We start from the raw sequence: 13,487 nt of genomic DNA on the forward strand, positions 1-13,487 counted from the left end.
TTCACATCATGATTTACCCCTCCACCGGAACCATTCTGCATCTGTCGTCCTCCTGCAACATTCTTTGTAAATCTGCTTTCCTCTAGAATTCCTCCGTTGGCGTTACCTCTGATGTTTTTTGCAAAAATTTGTATCCTGCCTTTCGTTTTCTGATCTTCCATCGCCTTTCGATTTATGCATTATGACCCTTCTCTCCTGACAGATTATGAATCGTCTGCTCGCTGTTTTGTACATAATCTTTTGCAGCCGCTACTTCAATACCCTCTGAAGCATTTTTGTGGATGTCTGTAGCATCATAAGTGAAATTTTCTGACGCCATATTCATGATATTGGTCGCATTCAGATTATAATTTAAACTCGCATTCTGCCAGATATTGGCTCCCGCTGTTTCCGTTATATTCAGTCCGACAGAATTGCTTTTATTCATTCCTACATTCGTATTCATGTTCTCCAGAACATCAATATTAAAATTCCTGCATTTAATATTGATCGTTTCAGGCGCTGTAATATTGATATTGCTTCCCGTGGTATCCAGATGAATCTTATTGCCGGATTTATCGGTAATGATAATGCTTTCATCTTCTGTGAAAACCACTCGGTGACCGCTCCGCGTCTGGATCGATTTTACACGGTTATCCATCCCGCCACCCAATCCGATGCCTCCGTGGAACATTCCGCCCATGACAAAAGGACGGTCCGGATGATTATGTACGAAGTTGACCATCACCTGATCGCCTACTTCGGGAATCGCAACATAGCCCCTGTTTTGGGTGATCTGGTCTGTACCTCCCGCATCAGGACTCATCATTCTGATAAAATGCGTCGTATCGTTCGTCTGCCAGTCGAACCTCACCTGAACCCTGCCCTGTCCTTCCGGATCGGTGTTCGAGATCACCGTGGCGATCTGTGGTTCGGCTTTCGGGGTTGAAAAGTCAGGCTTCGGGAGAAAGCCCGTGTCTGAAGCAATCCCGTGGAAGCTTCCCGTGTAGTGACCGATTGCATCAATCTCATGCGTGGTTTCCGTCACCATGATTCTCGTGAAGTAAGAGGTTTCATTCGTATCCGGTTTCCGCATTTCGATGTCGACTGCGCATCCCGGATGTAAAAAAGGAACCGTTGTAGAACCTGAAAGATTAAAAACATTCACGCCCTCACTTCCCGATGTGCTTTTCTGCGAATATTCTACATCCAAATGGGTCGTAGCTTTAATGGGGGCAACACGCAGTGAAGGAGTTTTATAAATACTATCGTTGTGCTGATACGCTGTTTTGGCCAGATCTCCGACATGGCGGATCGGGGTCTCTCCTGAAGTCAGCTTCTCGTTCTTGCTGCTGTTGTAACCGTAGAACTGAGGTTTGGTGTGTACCGCTTTCAGCTCTACTTTGATGTCGTTGGCGCTGCTTCCGTACGTGAGTCTGATCGGTGTGTTCTGAGCAGGAAGTTTCCCGAAGTGAAGCACTTCCCCGTCGTAGTAGAACTGTTCGCCATACGCTTCTGCCATTCTCGCCAGGTAATTGTAATGCGTCTCATCGTACTGGCTGCTGTAGACAATCTGTGAATAATCGTGGGTATCGATCCGGATATCGAAGCGGCTTTTATCTAAACCCTGTTTGATGACTTCTTCGGCGATGATTCCCATATTCACAGGCTGGCTGCCTCCGAAGCTTTGGATGTGCGGTGCTCCGTCGAGTAAAATGGTCGGACTGTAACCGGATAAAACAATATTCCCCAGACTCATTTTTTCCTGACTGAAACCTACCCCCGTAATAACGCCCACAAAGGTACGTTCCGGACTCCTGTCGATGTCTTTGTAGGAAATAACGGCGGTCAAGCGTTTGCCTAAAAACTTGTTGGCTTCTTCTAAAGTATGGGTCTGACGGTCTCCCAAAGTGTCGTGAGCCAGGGTAAGGGTAAACTCATGATGGCGGCGTGCGCTCTGGGTGAGCTTAAAATGTTTGTAATATCTGATCACCTTACCTTCTATCACCAAAGATAATTTTACCAGACGGTTGATCCCCGTATGATGGCTCTCTGAGATTCCTTCTGCATTCTGAGAAGGGCGGAAGGATGAACCTCGGCTTTGTTCTGCGGTATTCATATTGTTGTGATTGTGTGGTGGTTTAAAGTTATTAAATTTTATCTGTTCTTACCGTTTTTAAAGATTAAATTTTGGATTTTTAACTTTTAAATTCGTCAATACTTATGAAAAATAATCCTTTCGCTGACAGGTATTTCTAAAACCTGCTTCCAGAAGACCGGAGGGAAATCCTTCAACTTCACTCAGGATAAACTACAGACGGAAATTGATGCAAAAAACATTTCAGGCAAAAAAGACCGTCCTGCAGGACGATCTTTGCTTTGTATACAATAATACTGAAAAGTGAAAAATTTTTAGCTTGAAGGCCAAAGACCTTCATAAGCTGCGTTTCCGTAATTGATCTTCTCGGCACTCACTACAAAGCTGATGAGCATTGAGTTTTCGTCTACCGCATCGAAGTCTACCTCATGCTGGATCACGTAGCCGTTTTCCCAGTTCAGGGTGATCAGTGTGCCCTCTTCATGAGATTTGTTGAACGTGATCTCGCCCGAAGTCGGCTTGTATTTTCCGTTCAGTAAAGACTCCAGAATGTCTGACTTTTCTGTAGCCTCGATCGTTAATTTGATGATTGCATTCGACGGATCTGAAGCCACTCTCCCAGAAACATCCGTGGAGCGCGATACGCTGTAATTAAGCTTTAATAACTTCTGACCCTCGCTCCCGTTGAATTTTAAGATTCCTCTTGAATTTGATGCCATGTGCCGTAAATTTTAATCGTTAATATATGTTGATTTGTATTTTGTTTACCAAAGATAATTCCTATCAAACTCACTCTGAAAATTTTAAAGCACTATTTCAAAATTTGTAGTAATTCTACGATTTTAATACAGTAAATTACAATCTAAGGAAGTGGAAATCGATTGATTTCCAAAGAATTATTCCATAAAAAAAACCGCATTGCTGCGGTTAGTTATTATATAAATAATGTTTACTGATTCTGCAGATCTTTGATTCTCTCCTGCATTAATTCCTGGTCTGTCAAAGCATCCCAACCGAAAGCGAAACCAAATATCAAAATCGTAATGATATAAAGTAAGCTTATCACAAGCCCAATTATAGAAAGAATTCTACCTGTATTTAAATTGCTGTAATTTGAATATTGTTCAGGATTTTGAAGATATAACGCTTTATCTTTACCGTACAGATAAAGACCGATGGCACCGGCAATGATTCCGGGTACACCATAACAACAACATCCTACTATAGACACAATACCAAGAACAAGTACCGCTGTAGCGTTGGGCAAATTTTGTTGATTCATAATTTGATTTTTTAAAGTTTATTTATGTGATTTAAAAATGTTTATAAAAATAAGAAAATACCATGATTAGCGAGTTAAGAATTGCTAAAAATATTAACACCTGTCCGTAATTTCTTTTTTTATCAATAAAATTGACTGCTACAAAACCAAAAAATAAGAGTAAAGTGTATACTGCAGGGAACATGTGAAAGGCTTCAGCGAATTTCCCTTGAAATACCAGAACAATTGCCCTTTGAGTACCGCAACCGAAACACTCTATTCCTAAGAATTTTTTGCTCGGACACGACAGCATAAAATCTTCAATCTTCATATTTTAATTTTGTGATTTTGATGAGGCTAAAATTAAGAAGAAATTTTCGCTCTTAAGTATTGGTGCGGAAAAAAATTATCTTCCTTCATCTCAAAAGATCCCTGAACAGCAATGTAAGGGTTTCTTAAAATTTCTCTTGCTACAAAAATTAGATCTGCCTCGCCTTTCTGTAAAATTTCTTCAGCCTGAGAAATAGATGTAATTAAACCAACCGCTCCTGTTTTTACCTCTGATTTATTTTTAACTTCTGATGACAGGGGAACTTGGTATCCTGAAAAAACCGAGATTTTTGCACCGTGAATATTACCGCCACTTGAGACGTCAACCAAATCTACAGAATGCTTTTTGAGAATCTCAGATAATTTTATACTATCATTAACATCCCAACCATTTTCAGCATATTCTGTTCCTGAAATTCTTACAAAAAGAGCAACATTTTGGTTGAGTTCTGAGTTGACAGCATCAACAATTTCCAATAGAAAACGAATTCTGTTTTCGAAACTTCCACCATATTCATCAGTTCGAACGTTTGAAAGTGGTGACAGAAACTGATGAATCAAATATCCGTGTGCGCCGTGAATTTCAATAACATCAAAACCTGCATCTACTGCTCTTTTGGCAGCATCTTTAAAATTTTGAACCAACTCTTTTATTTCGTCAACTGACAACACATGGGGAACTCTTTCGGTCGGATGATAAGGAATCGGGCTTGGAGCAATGGTTTCCCATCCTTCTTCTACAGAAATCTGCTTATTTTCCCAAGTAGAACCTTTTCTACCTGCGTGGCCGATTTGAATTCCAATTTTTGAATCAGAATTTTCATGCACAAATTTCACAATTTTCTGAAGTTCAGCGGCTTGCTCATCATTCCAGATTCCCATGCAGTGATTGGTTATTCTGCCACGAGGTTCTACACCGGTTGCTTCAACGATGATTAAACCCGTTCCTCCTTGAGCCCGGCTTCCGTAATGCACATAATGAAAATCATTGGCTAATCCTTCTTGACAAGAATACATACACATTGGCGACATTACCCAACGGTTTTTCAGTTCTACATTTCTAAATTGAATGGGAGTATATAACATTGAATTCTTTTTTTTAAAAGTTTAAAATTACAAATTTAGTATCGTAACAAAGATATTGCCAGCTTGCCTAAAAAGAGGTACATTTATCGCCCTTTTTACGGAACAAAATGAAAAAAAACATACAAATAGGTTACGATCATTTCAAAAGCTCTGGCGAACTGAATGAAACAGAAAAAAAACTATTCGAAAAAGCAAAACAAGCTCGTGAAAACGCTTATGCTCCCTACTCCAACTTTTTAGTAGGATGCTCTGTTTTATTAGAAAACGGGGAAATATATACAGGAAACAATCAGGAAAATGCAGCGTTCCCGTCCGGACTTTGTGCAGAAAGAACAGCTATCTTCTGGATTGGTGCCAATTTCCCAAATGAAAAGATCAAAAAAATATTTATCATTGGCGGACCTAAAGAATTTTCAGCAAAAACACCACCAATTCCACCTTGTGGAGCCTGCAGACAAAGCTTAATGGAATATGAAACAAAGCAGGATGAAAATATAGATGTCTATTTTTCAAATCCAGGCGGGGAAGTTTTCAAGGTAAATTCTATCAAAGATTTGCTTCCATTTTATTTTGATGCGACGTTTATGTAATTTTTTAAAATGTCTTTGCTTCAACTATCTAAGCACACTGAATTTTATTAATTTAAACTTATATTTCTTTTTAAAAGTATATATTTGCAAAAATTTTGGTTTCCAAGGTATTGGAATTAATAGGGAATTGGGTGGAAATCCCAAGCTGTCCCCGCAACTGTAAATCGCGTTAAAATTTTCTACAAAAAGCCACTGCCAAAGCGGGAAGGTGTAGAAAAGCGAAAGTCAGGAGACCTGCCAAACTTTTAACATAAAAATTGATTGCTTTCGGAGGAAAAGCAAAATGATATGAGTATAAAAAGTTCTTTAGTCTTCGTTTTCGCCGTATGCAATTTTTCTCTTTACCTTGGTCAGGAGAAAAACATCGACACCGTGTATATTTTTGACAATCAAATGAATAAGGTTAAACTTTTTCATAAAGTTACCACTTTGACTCCGGCTGATATTCAAAAAAACTCTTCTAATCTTTCTGAAGTTTTACGCTTTCAATCTTCTGTTTACATTAAAGAAAATGGTCGTGGTGCGGTTTCTTCACCTTCTTTTAGGGGAACTACAGCACAACAAACCGCTTTTGTATGGAACGGAATCAACATCAATTCTCAGTTTTTGGGACAGGGAGACGTCAACAATATTGCGCTTTTCGGATATGACCAAATGGAGGTGAAATCTGGTGGCGGAAGTGTGATATACGGAAGCGGAGCGATTGGCGGAAGCATTCATTTGAATAATGATTTAAGTTTCAATCAAGGTTTTAAGGGATTGTTCAATTCTGAAGTTGCATCATTTGGAACGTTTAATAATTTTCTAAAAGCTTCTTTCAGCAATGAAAAATTCAGCTTTAAAGTTTCAGGAAATTATGTAATCAGTGAAAATGATTATGAAGTTGCGGAATCCCAAAATTATATCAACAGAAACGGAAAATTCTACAATACGACATACAATGTTGGAGTTTCCTATAAAATAGCTGACAAACAGACCATTTCATGGCAAAGTCAGTTTTATGATGCGACACAAAACTATCCGATATTCACGGAAAACGGAAATAAAAGTAAATACGAAGCGCAAACTGTAAGAAGTCTGCTTGCGTGGGATATTAATAAGAGTACATTTTCAAACAGTTTAAAAGCTGCATATACGGAAGATAATTTTCAGTATTTCGGGGTTTACGATGCTCCGAGCACCAGTGGCGGAATCAATAAAAACTATATCGTCAAAAACGACTTCAATTATTTTATAAGCCCGAAATGGAATGTGAATGTGATTGGAGAATTTCAACAAAACAAAGGTGAAGGAACAGGAACTTCAGGAATTCGAAAAGTAAGAAGAAATGTTGGTTCAGTCGCAGGTTTACTGAGATATTTTGCTACAGCAAATCTACGTTTTGAAGCGGGTGTAAAGAAAGATTTTGTGCAAGATTTCAGTTCTCCGGTTCTGTATTCATTTTCAGGAAAATGGAAAGCTGCAGATTGGTATCAATTTAATTTAAATCTATCAAAAAACTTCAGGTTTCCGTCTTTCAACGATTTGTACTGGTCGCCGGGTGGAAATTTGAATCTTAAACCTGAAACTTCCAATCAGGCCGATATGAATCATGAATTTAAGGTAAAAGATTTTAAATTGAGCATCACGCCTTACTATATGCGAATTACCGATATGATACGCTGGCTGGATACCGGTTTGGGATATTGGTCGCCATTTAACACCAATAAGGTTGAATCTTATGGTTTAGAATCTCAATTAACCTACGAAAAACTATTTGGCGAACATTTTATTAAACTCAATGCAGGGTATGTTTTCACGAAATCTATCAATTTAGAAACACAAAAACAACTGACTTATGTTCCGTTGCATAAAGTTTTTATGAATGGTGATTATCAGTATAAATTTCTTAAAGTTTACGCCCAGGGAATGTTTAACGGTTTAACCTACACCACTACAGACGAGAGCAGGCCACAAGCTTTGCAGCCCTATTTTGTAATGAATGCAGGAGTTTCAGGAACATTATTGAAAAAATACACTTTAGGATTTAAGGTCAACAATATCACAGATACAATCTATGAAACGGTTGCCTATTATCCTTTACCCAAAAGAAATTACAGTTTAACAGCAACAATAAATTTTTAAAATTTAATATATTATGAAAATAACTAGATTTTTACAACTTATCTTCGGACTGGTTTTATTATTCAACATCTCATGTTCGTCTGAGTATGAGGAAACTTTAACACAAATAAGCTACCAAAACGGATATTTAATTACCAATGAAGGTAATTACGGAGTACCAAATGCTGATGTAAGTTTCATCACAAAAGATCTGAACGTAATGCAAAATGACATCTATAAAGCGAACAACAATAATGAAAACTTAGGAGATGTACTTCAGACAATCGCTTACAACGGAGATCAGGCTTATCTTTTACTGAATAATTCAAATAAAATTCAGGTGGTAAACCGTTATACATTTAAAAAAACAGGTGAGATTACGAGCGAACTCAACAATCCACGTTATATGGCTGTAGCCAATAATATGCTTTATGTTTCTAATGATAAGTACAACGGAACCAAAATCTGTGAATATTTATAAAACTTCAGATTTATCTTTAGTGAAAAAAATTAATTTTACAGATACTGTTGAAACAGTTGTGGTTGCAGGTGGAAATATTTTCGTTCAAAATGCTACTTACGGTTTTGGAAATACTATCACAAAGATCAATACAACTACCAACCAAATTGAAGGATCACCAATTCCACTTCCAAACGGAAACATCAATAAAACAATTGCCTTCAACAATAATGTGTACGCAATTGCAGAAGGAACAAACGATTCTTACATTTACCAGATTTCTCCGGCAGGAACTATCACAAGCACAAAAACGCTTACGGGTATTGCAAAAGCAACAAACCTTCAGATTGATAACGGAAGATATTTTTTCAGCTCTGCGAATAAGATCTATTCTATGGATATGACTGCTACAGCTACACCTACAGCGCCTATTATTACGGCAGTTGATGGCGGACAATACTATACTTTATATGGATTTACTGTAATTGACGGCAGAATTTTCACTTCTGATGTTAAAAACTTTACCCAGGCAAGCGAAATGAGTGTATACACTACTTCCGGAAATCTGATTAAAAAATTCACAACAGGAATGGGAGCAACAAACGTTTATCCAAACTAATTGATTTAGATTAAATTATTGATATAAAAATTCGGGCGGTTTCTACGAAACCGCCCGAATTTTTTGTTTTATTGAGAAAATTTATAATGACAACCCAAGCTTTTCAGCTTCTGTAATAACAAATTTTTTAGCTTCTTCTTTTTCGTTAGGAATTTCTCCTTCAAGAATTGCTTCCTTTACTTTTTCTTTTAAGATTCCTATTTCTCTGCCGGGTTTTAAACTAAACATTTCCATAATTTCTTCCCCTGAAATTGGTGGCTGAAAATTTCTTACCTGATCTTTCTCTTCAACTTCTTTTATTTTATTGGCTACATATTGAAAATTCTTTTTGAACTTCTCCTGTTTTTTAGAATTTTTAGTGGTGATATCTGCCTTGCAAAGCGTAAACAGATCTTCCATATCTTCTCCTGCATCAAACAAAAGTCTTCTTAATGCAGAATCTGAAGCATCATCGGTAATTAAAGCAATCGGACGTGAAGAAAGCTTTACCATCTTCTGAACATATTTCATATCAGTATTGAGCGGTAACTTCAGCTTCTGAAACAATGTTTTCACCATTTTTGAACCCAAAAATTCATGACCATGAAATGTCCAGCCTGTTCCTTCAACAAATTTTTTTGTGGGTGCTTTTCCGATGTCATGGAGTAAAGCTGCCCAACGAAGCCATACATTATCTGTATTTTCAGAAATATTATCAACGACTTCTAAAGTGTGGTAAAAATTATCTTTATGAGTTTGTCCTTCTACTTCTTCAACACCTTTTAAATCAATTAATTCAGGAATGATTAATTTCATCAGGCCTGTTTCTTCCATTAATTTCAACCCAATTGAGGGCTTCTTTGAAAGCATGATTTTATTAAACTCAACCATGATTCTTTCCATCGAAACAATTTTAATTCTTTCAACTTCTTGCCTGATTGCATTTAATGATTTTTCTTCAATCGTAAAATTTAAAGTCGAAGCAAAACGAATCGCTCTCATCATTCTCAACGGGTCATCAGAATATGTTTGTGCAGGTTCTAAAGGTGTTCTTAAAATTCCTTTTTGTAAATCTCCAATTCCGTCAAAAGGATCAATCAGTTCTCCGAAATTATCTTTATTTAAAGAAATAGCCATCGCATTGATGGTAAAATCTCGTCTTTTTTGATCATCTTCAATTGTTCCGCCTTCCACTTCGGGTTTTCGGCTGTTTTCGGTATAACTTTCTTTTCTTGCACCTACAAATTCCAACTCAAGATCTTTGTATCTAATCATCGCCGTTCCGTACGTTTTAAAAACCGAAACTTTCATTTTAGGATCAATCTCTTTACCTACATTTTGCGCAAGCTCGATTCCGCTTTGCTCAGTCACAAAATCAATATCTGTAGAGGCTTTTCTTTTCATTAAAAGATCACGCACAAAACCACCAACGATGTATACCGACTGGTTATTTGCCGCTGCAACTTCGGAAATAATTTTGAAAAGTTTTAAATTTTGATTTTGACTGAGGTTGATGAACATTTTATTTAATAGATGTTAGATATTAGATGTTAGACTCAAGCTACTGATTTAACTGTAACTTATATCTAACTTAAAACCACTAAGAAATCAAATTTTAGCTTTGAGCTAATTTTCAAAATTCTTAATGGTTGTACATTTTGCAAAGATAATAATTCTAGACTTTTATTCTCTAAGAACTTTTATTCTGTTGTCGCTCCAGATTTTTATTACCGAAGAACCTGAATACTGCGAAACTTTTTCCCGGTCTTCTTCCACCGCAAAATCGACCAGATCAATAATTTCTTTTGAAATATCAGAAAATTTTAACGGACTTTTGTCACCACTGAAATTGGCGGAAGTTGAAACCAAAGGTTTATTTAATTTAGTAATCAGCTTCTTGCAAAAATCATTTTTCACCATCCGAATTCCGATGCTTCCGTCTTCTGCAAGCAATTCTTCTGGCAGACCTTTGGGATTCTGATAAACCAATGTGACCGGTTTTTCGCTCAGATCCATAATTTCCCAAGCCATTTCCGGAACATCTACCAAATCCTGCAATCTTTTTTCATTTTCCACCAAAATGATCATCGATTTGTTTTTATCGCGTTTTTTGATCTCGAAAATTTTGTTGATGGCGTCGATATTTGTTGCGTCACAACCAATTCCCCAAATGGTATCGGTTGGGTATAATATTGTGCCGCCGGATTTTAATATTTGTATGATGTTTTCCATTGTATTTGTCATTGCGAGAAGCGAAGCGACGAAGCAATCTCAAAAAGGATTCATAATATCCTTAATGTCTTCAGTCAAATCTCTCCATTCGGGATTAATTGAGTTTATTAAATCTATTTTTTTCTGTCTTGAACCTGCCTTAATTTGTTTTTCTCTAAAAATCGCATCGCCGATTTCTTGAAAAGATTCTCAATAGATAAGTTTACATACATTATATTTTGATGTAAAGCTTAATTCAAAAAACTTTTCTTTATGCTGCTGAATTCTTTTTGGAAGATTAGAGGTCACACCAGTATAAAGAACAGTATTGTTTTTATTGGTCATGATGTAGATAAATCCGACTTTCATATGTGTATTTTAAAATTATGAGATTGCTTCGTCGCTGCGCTCCTCGCAATGACAATAAAATTAAAAAAATTACAACTTCGGTAAATATCTTTCCTCGACTACATTCAAATGATGAATATTATGCCCCACAATCAATTTCCCAATTGTTTCTACTGAGATCTCGTTTCCGTTGGCTTTACCAACAATATTTAAAACTGACGGATTCAATGTTTTCAATAAAATCTGAGAAGATTTTCTGACGAGTTGATATTCTTCCAACAAAGATTCTAAAGTTCTTTCATTGGCAAAAGAATTGGCTGCATAATTCTCTTCATCAAAACCCGGCAATTCAGATTTTTCGCCTCTTGCAAAAGCTAAAATTCTATACTGAAAAATTCTTTCGGTATCTGTTAAGTGAAGAAGCACTTCTTTTAAAGTCCATTTTCCTTCTGCATAAGCGAACTTTGATTGTTCTTCAGTTAAATAAGAATACAAAGAAGTGGTTTTTTCACCAACCCGTCTTAATTCTTCCAGCCAGTTTTCTGATGGAATCAAATCTAAATATCGCTGAATATATTTTTGAAAATCTGACATATTAATATGAGTAATATTTTAATGTAACAATGGATCAGTTTAGCAATGTAACAATTATAAAATTGGTAAACTATTACATTGGTAAATTGTTAAATTATCTATTCGTCCATTCGTAGAAATTAACCTCATCGTACAATTCAAATCCACAACTTGGATACAGTTTGTTTCCGATGTCATTTGATTTTCCGGTTTCGAGAAGAATTCCGCAAGCGTCGCTAGATTTTGCCAATTCTTTTGCTTCTTCAATTAATTCTTTTGAAAAACCTTTACCGCGATAATTTTCGTTGACAAACAAATCATTCAGCAACCAATACTTTTTCATTCTTGTGGATGAAAACAAAGGATATAACTGAACAAAACCAACCAATTTCCTCCCATTTTCTGCTACATAAATTTCAGAATCTTTTTTTCCAATTCTTTCTTTTAAAAAACTTTCAGCCGAGCAAATATCAGAATCCTTATGATAAAAAACTCTGTATTGATCAAACAATTCAGCCAATTGATTCAAATCTTTAATCGTTGCTTTTCTTGTATTTTTCATTTTAAAAACTACAAAATAAGCATCCACTATAAAAATGGATGCTCATGATTTATTATTTAAGAAAATGCTTTTTCCAAATCTGCAATCAGATCTTCCGCATCCTCAATCCCGACACTTAGACGAACTAAATCATCTGTAATTCCCAATTCTGCACGTTTTTCCGCAGGAATTGAAGCATGCGTCATCAAAGCAGGATGGTTGGCTAAAGATTCTACTCCGCCCAAAGATTCTGCCAAAGTGAACACTCTGACTTTCTCTAAAAACTTAATCGCATCTTCTTTCTTTCCAGATTTGAAAGTGAAAGAAACCATTCCTCCGAAATCTTTCATTTGAGATTTTGCCAATTCGTATTGCGGATGAGATTCTAATCCCGGATAAATCACTTGCTCAACGGCAGGATGAGATTCCAGATATTTTGCTACAGCCATTCCGTTTTCAGAATGTCTCTGCACTCTTAATGCTAAAGTTTTAATCCCTCTCAACACCAAATAAGAATCGTGAGGTCCTAAAATTCCGCCACTTGCAAATTGAATAAAATGAAGTTTTTCTCCCAACTCGGCATCCTTTGCAATCAAAGCTCCGGCGATAACATCAGAGTGACCTCCTAAATATTTTGTTGCAGAGTGCATCACAATATCGGCTCCCAGATCGATTGGTCTTTGTAGATAAGGTGTTGCAAACGTATTGTCTACTGCAACCAGAATATCTTTTCCTTTTGCAATCTCTACAACCGCTTTGATATCAACCAATTTCATGAGCGGATTCGTTGGTGTTTCAATCCAGATCAGTTTTGTTTTGTCAGTAATTACGTCGTTTATTTTTGAAGCATCATCAAAATTTACGAAAATAAATTTCAACTGATATTTTTCAAAAAGTCTGGTAAACATTCTGTACGTTCCGCCGTATAAATCATCTACAGCAACGACCTCATCTCCAGGATTTAATAATTTTAAAACACAGTCTATCGCAGCCAAACCAGAACCGAAAGCTAAACCTCTCGCTCCGTTCTCAATGCTTGCCAAAGAATCTTCCAAAGCCTGTCTTGTAGGATTTGCCGCTCTCGAATATTCGTAACCGGAATGTACTCCCGGACTTTTCTGTGCGAAAGTTGATGTTAAAAAAACAGGCACATTCACAGAACCTGTTGCAGACTCGTGATGCTGTCCTCCGTGTATTACTTTTGTATTGAAATTCATATGTTTTTTGCTTTTAGCTTATTGCTTTTGGCATTTAGCTTTACCACTAACTGCTACAAATCTATTTATATTTTACCTTGATCTCTCAACAA

15 protein-coding genes and 1 riboswitch are annotated in these 13,487 nt (G+C 36.6%); of the genes, 4 read left to right on the top strand and 11 right to left on the bottom strand.

Annotated elements, in window-relative coordinates; genetic code table 11:
- Nucleotides 1–172 precede the first annotated feature (172 nt).
- The 5 genes from ACZZZA_RS00005 to namA all read right to left on the bottom strand — a co-directional run bounded on the left by ACZZZA_RS00005 (nucleotide 173) and on the right by namA (nucleotide 4,754).
- Nucleotides 173–2,098, bottom strand: coding sequence for a type VI secretion system Vgr family protein (locus tag ACZZZA_RS00005; RefSeq protein WP_463429229.1), 1,926 nt, complete (start codon nucleotides 2,096–2,098; stop codon nucleotides 173–175).
- A gap of 293 nt (nucleotides 2,099–2,391) precedes the next feature.
- Nucleotides 2,392–2,796, bottom strand: a complete 405-nt coding sequence (gene tssD, locus ACZZZA_RS00010) for a type VI secretion system tube protein TssD (protein ID WP_463429230.1) — start codon at nucleotides 2,794–2,796, stop codon at nucleotides 2,392–2,394.
- 230 nt (nucleotides 2,797–3,026) lie between these two features.
- Nucleotides 3,027–3,359, bottom strand: coding sequence for a CCC motif membrane protein (locus ACZZZA_RS00015; protein ID WP_463429231.1), 333 nt, complete (start codon nucleotides 3,357–3,359; stop codon nucleotides 3,027–3,029).
- A gap of 31 nt (nucleotides 3,360–3,390) precedes the next feature.
- Nucleotides 3,391–3,669, bottom strand: coding sequence for a DUF2752 domain-containing protein (locus ACZZZA_RS00020; protein WP_463429232.1), 279 nt, complete (start codon nucleotides 3,667–3,669; stop codon nucleotides 3,391–3,393).
- 32 nt (nucleotides 3,670–3,701) lie between these two features.
- Nucleotides 3,702–4,754 (bottom strand): NADPH dehydrogenase NamA, encoded by a 1,053-nt coding sequence (namA, locus tag ACZZZA_RS00025; RefSeq protein ID WP_463429233.1) that lies wholly within the window; start codon nucleotides 4,752–4,754, stop codon nucleotides 3,702–3,704.
- Between the two features lie 107 nt (nucleotides 4,755–4,861).
- Between namA and cdd the strand changes: the two genes are divergently transcribed.
- From cdd to ACZZZA_RS00045, 4 genes are all read left to right on the top strand, one after another.
- Nucleotides 4,862–5,344 carry a cytidine deaminase gene (gene cdd, locus ACZZZA_RS00030; protein ID WP_463429234.1) on the top strand — a complete coding sequence of 161 codons (483 nt, stop codon included), beginning with the start codon at nucleotides 4,862–4,864 and terminating at the stop codon, nucleotides 5,342–5,344.
- Nucleotides 5,345–5,423: 79 nt separating this feature from the next.
- Nucleotides 5,424–5,600, top strand: a riboswitch (cobalamin riboswitch).
- Nucleotides 5,601–5,632: 32 nt separating this feature from the next.
- Nucleotides 5,633–7,468, top strand: coding sequence for a TonB-dependent receptor plug domain-containing protein (locus tag ACZZZA_RS00035; RefSeq protein ID WP_463429235.1), 1,836 nt, complete (start codon nucleotides 5,633–5,635; stop codon nucleotides 7,466–7,468).
- A gap of 13 nt (nucleotides 7,469–7,481) precedes the next feature.
- Nucleotides 7,482–7,928, top strand: coding sequence for a DUF5074 domain-containing protein (locus ACZZZA_RS00040; protein WP_463429236.1), 447 nt, complete (start codon nucleotides 7,482–7,484; stop codon nucleotides 7,926–7,928).
- Nucleotides 7,888–8,526 carry a hypothetical protein gene (locus ACZZZA_RS00045; RefSeq protein ID WP_463429237.1) on the top strand — a complete coding sequence of 213 codons (639 nt, stop codon included), beginning with the start codon at nucleotides 7,888–7,890 and terminating at the stop codon, nucleotides 8,524–8,526. The genes ACZZZA_RS00040 and ACZZZA_RS00045 overlap by 41 nt, the downstream gene beginning before the upstream one ends.
- 81 nt (nucleotides 8,527–8,607) lie before the next feature.
- Here the strand turns inward: ACZZZA_RS00045 and ACZZZA_RS00050 are convergent, their stop codons facing one another.
- The 6 genes from ACZZZA_RS00050 to ACZZZA_RS00075 all read right to left on the bottom strand — a co-directional run bounded on the left by ACZZZA_RS00050 (nucleotide 8,608) and on the right by ACZZZA_RS00075 (nucleotide 13,395).
- Nucleotides 8,608–10,026, bottom strand: a complete 1,419-nt coding sequence (locus tag ACZZZA_RS00050; RefSeq protein WP_463429238.1) for a CCA tRNA nucleotidyltransferase — start codon at nucleotides 10,024–10,026, stop codon at nucleotides 8,608–8,610.
- A 162-nt stretch (nucleotides 10,027–10,188) separates the two neighbouring features.
- Nucleotides 10,189–10,737, bottom strand: a complete 549-nt coding sequence (locus ACZZZA_RS00055) for an L-threonylcarbamoyladenylate synthase (protein WP_463429239.1) — start codon at nucleotides 10,735–10,737, stop codon at nucleotides 10,189–10,191.
- 189 nt (nucleotides 10,738–10,926) lie between these two features.
- Nucleotides 10,927–11,085 carry a GIY-YIG nuclease family protein gene (locus tag ACZZZA_RS00060; protein WP_463429240.1) on the bottom strand — a complete coding sequence of 53 codons (159 nt, stop codon included), beginning with the start codon at nucleotides 11,083–11,085 and terminating at the stop codon, nucleotides 10,927–10,929.
- Nucleotides 11,086–11,154: 69 nt separating this feature from the next.
- Nucleotides 11,155–11,658 (bottom strand): DinB family protein, encoded by a 504-nt coding sequence (locus ACZZZA_RS00065; RefSeq protein WP_463429241.1) that lies wholly within the window; start codon nucleotides 11,656–11,658, stop codon nucleotides 11,155–11,157.
- Between the two features lie 94 nt (nucleotides 11,659–11,752).
- Nucleotides 11,753–12,199: a GNAT family N-acetyltransferase gene (locus ACZZZA_RS00070; protein ID WP_463429242.1), complete on the bottom strand. Its 447-nt coding sequence runs from the start codon at nucleotides 12,197–12,199 to the stop codon at nucleotides 11,753–11,755.
- A 56-nt stretch (nucleotides 12,200–12,255) separates the two neighbouring features.
- Nucleotides 12,256–13,395 (bottom strand): cystathionine gamma-synthase, encoded by a 1,140-nt coding sequence (locus ACZZZA_RS00075; RefSeq protein ID WP_463429243.1) that lies wholly within the window; start codon nucleotides 13,393–13,395, stop codon nucleotides 12,256–12,258.
- Between the last annotated feature and the right edge of the window lie 92 nt (nucleotides 13,396–13,487).

Source organism: Chryseobacterium sp. AC405b, assembly GCF_979258685.1.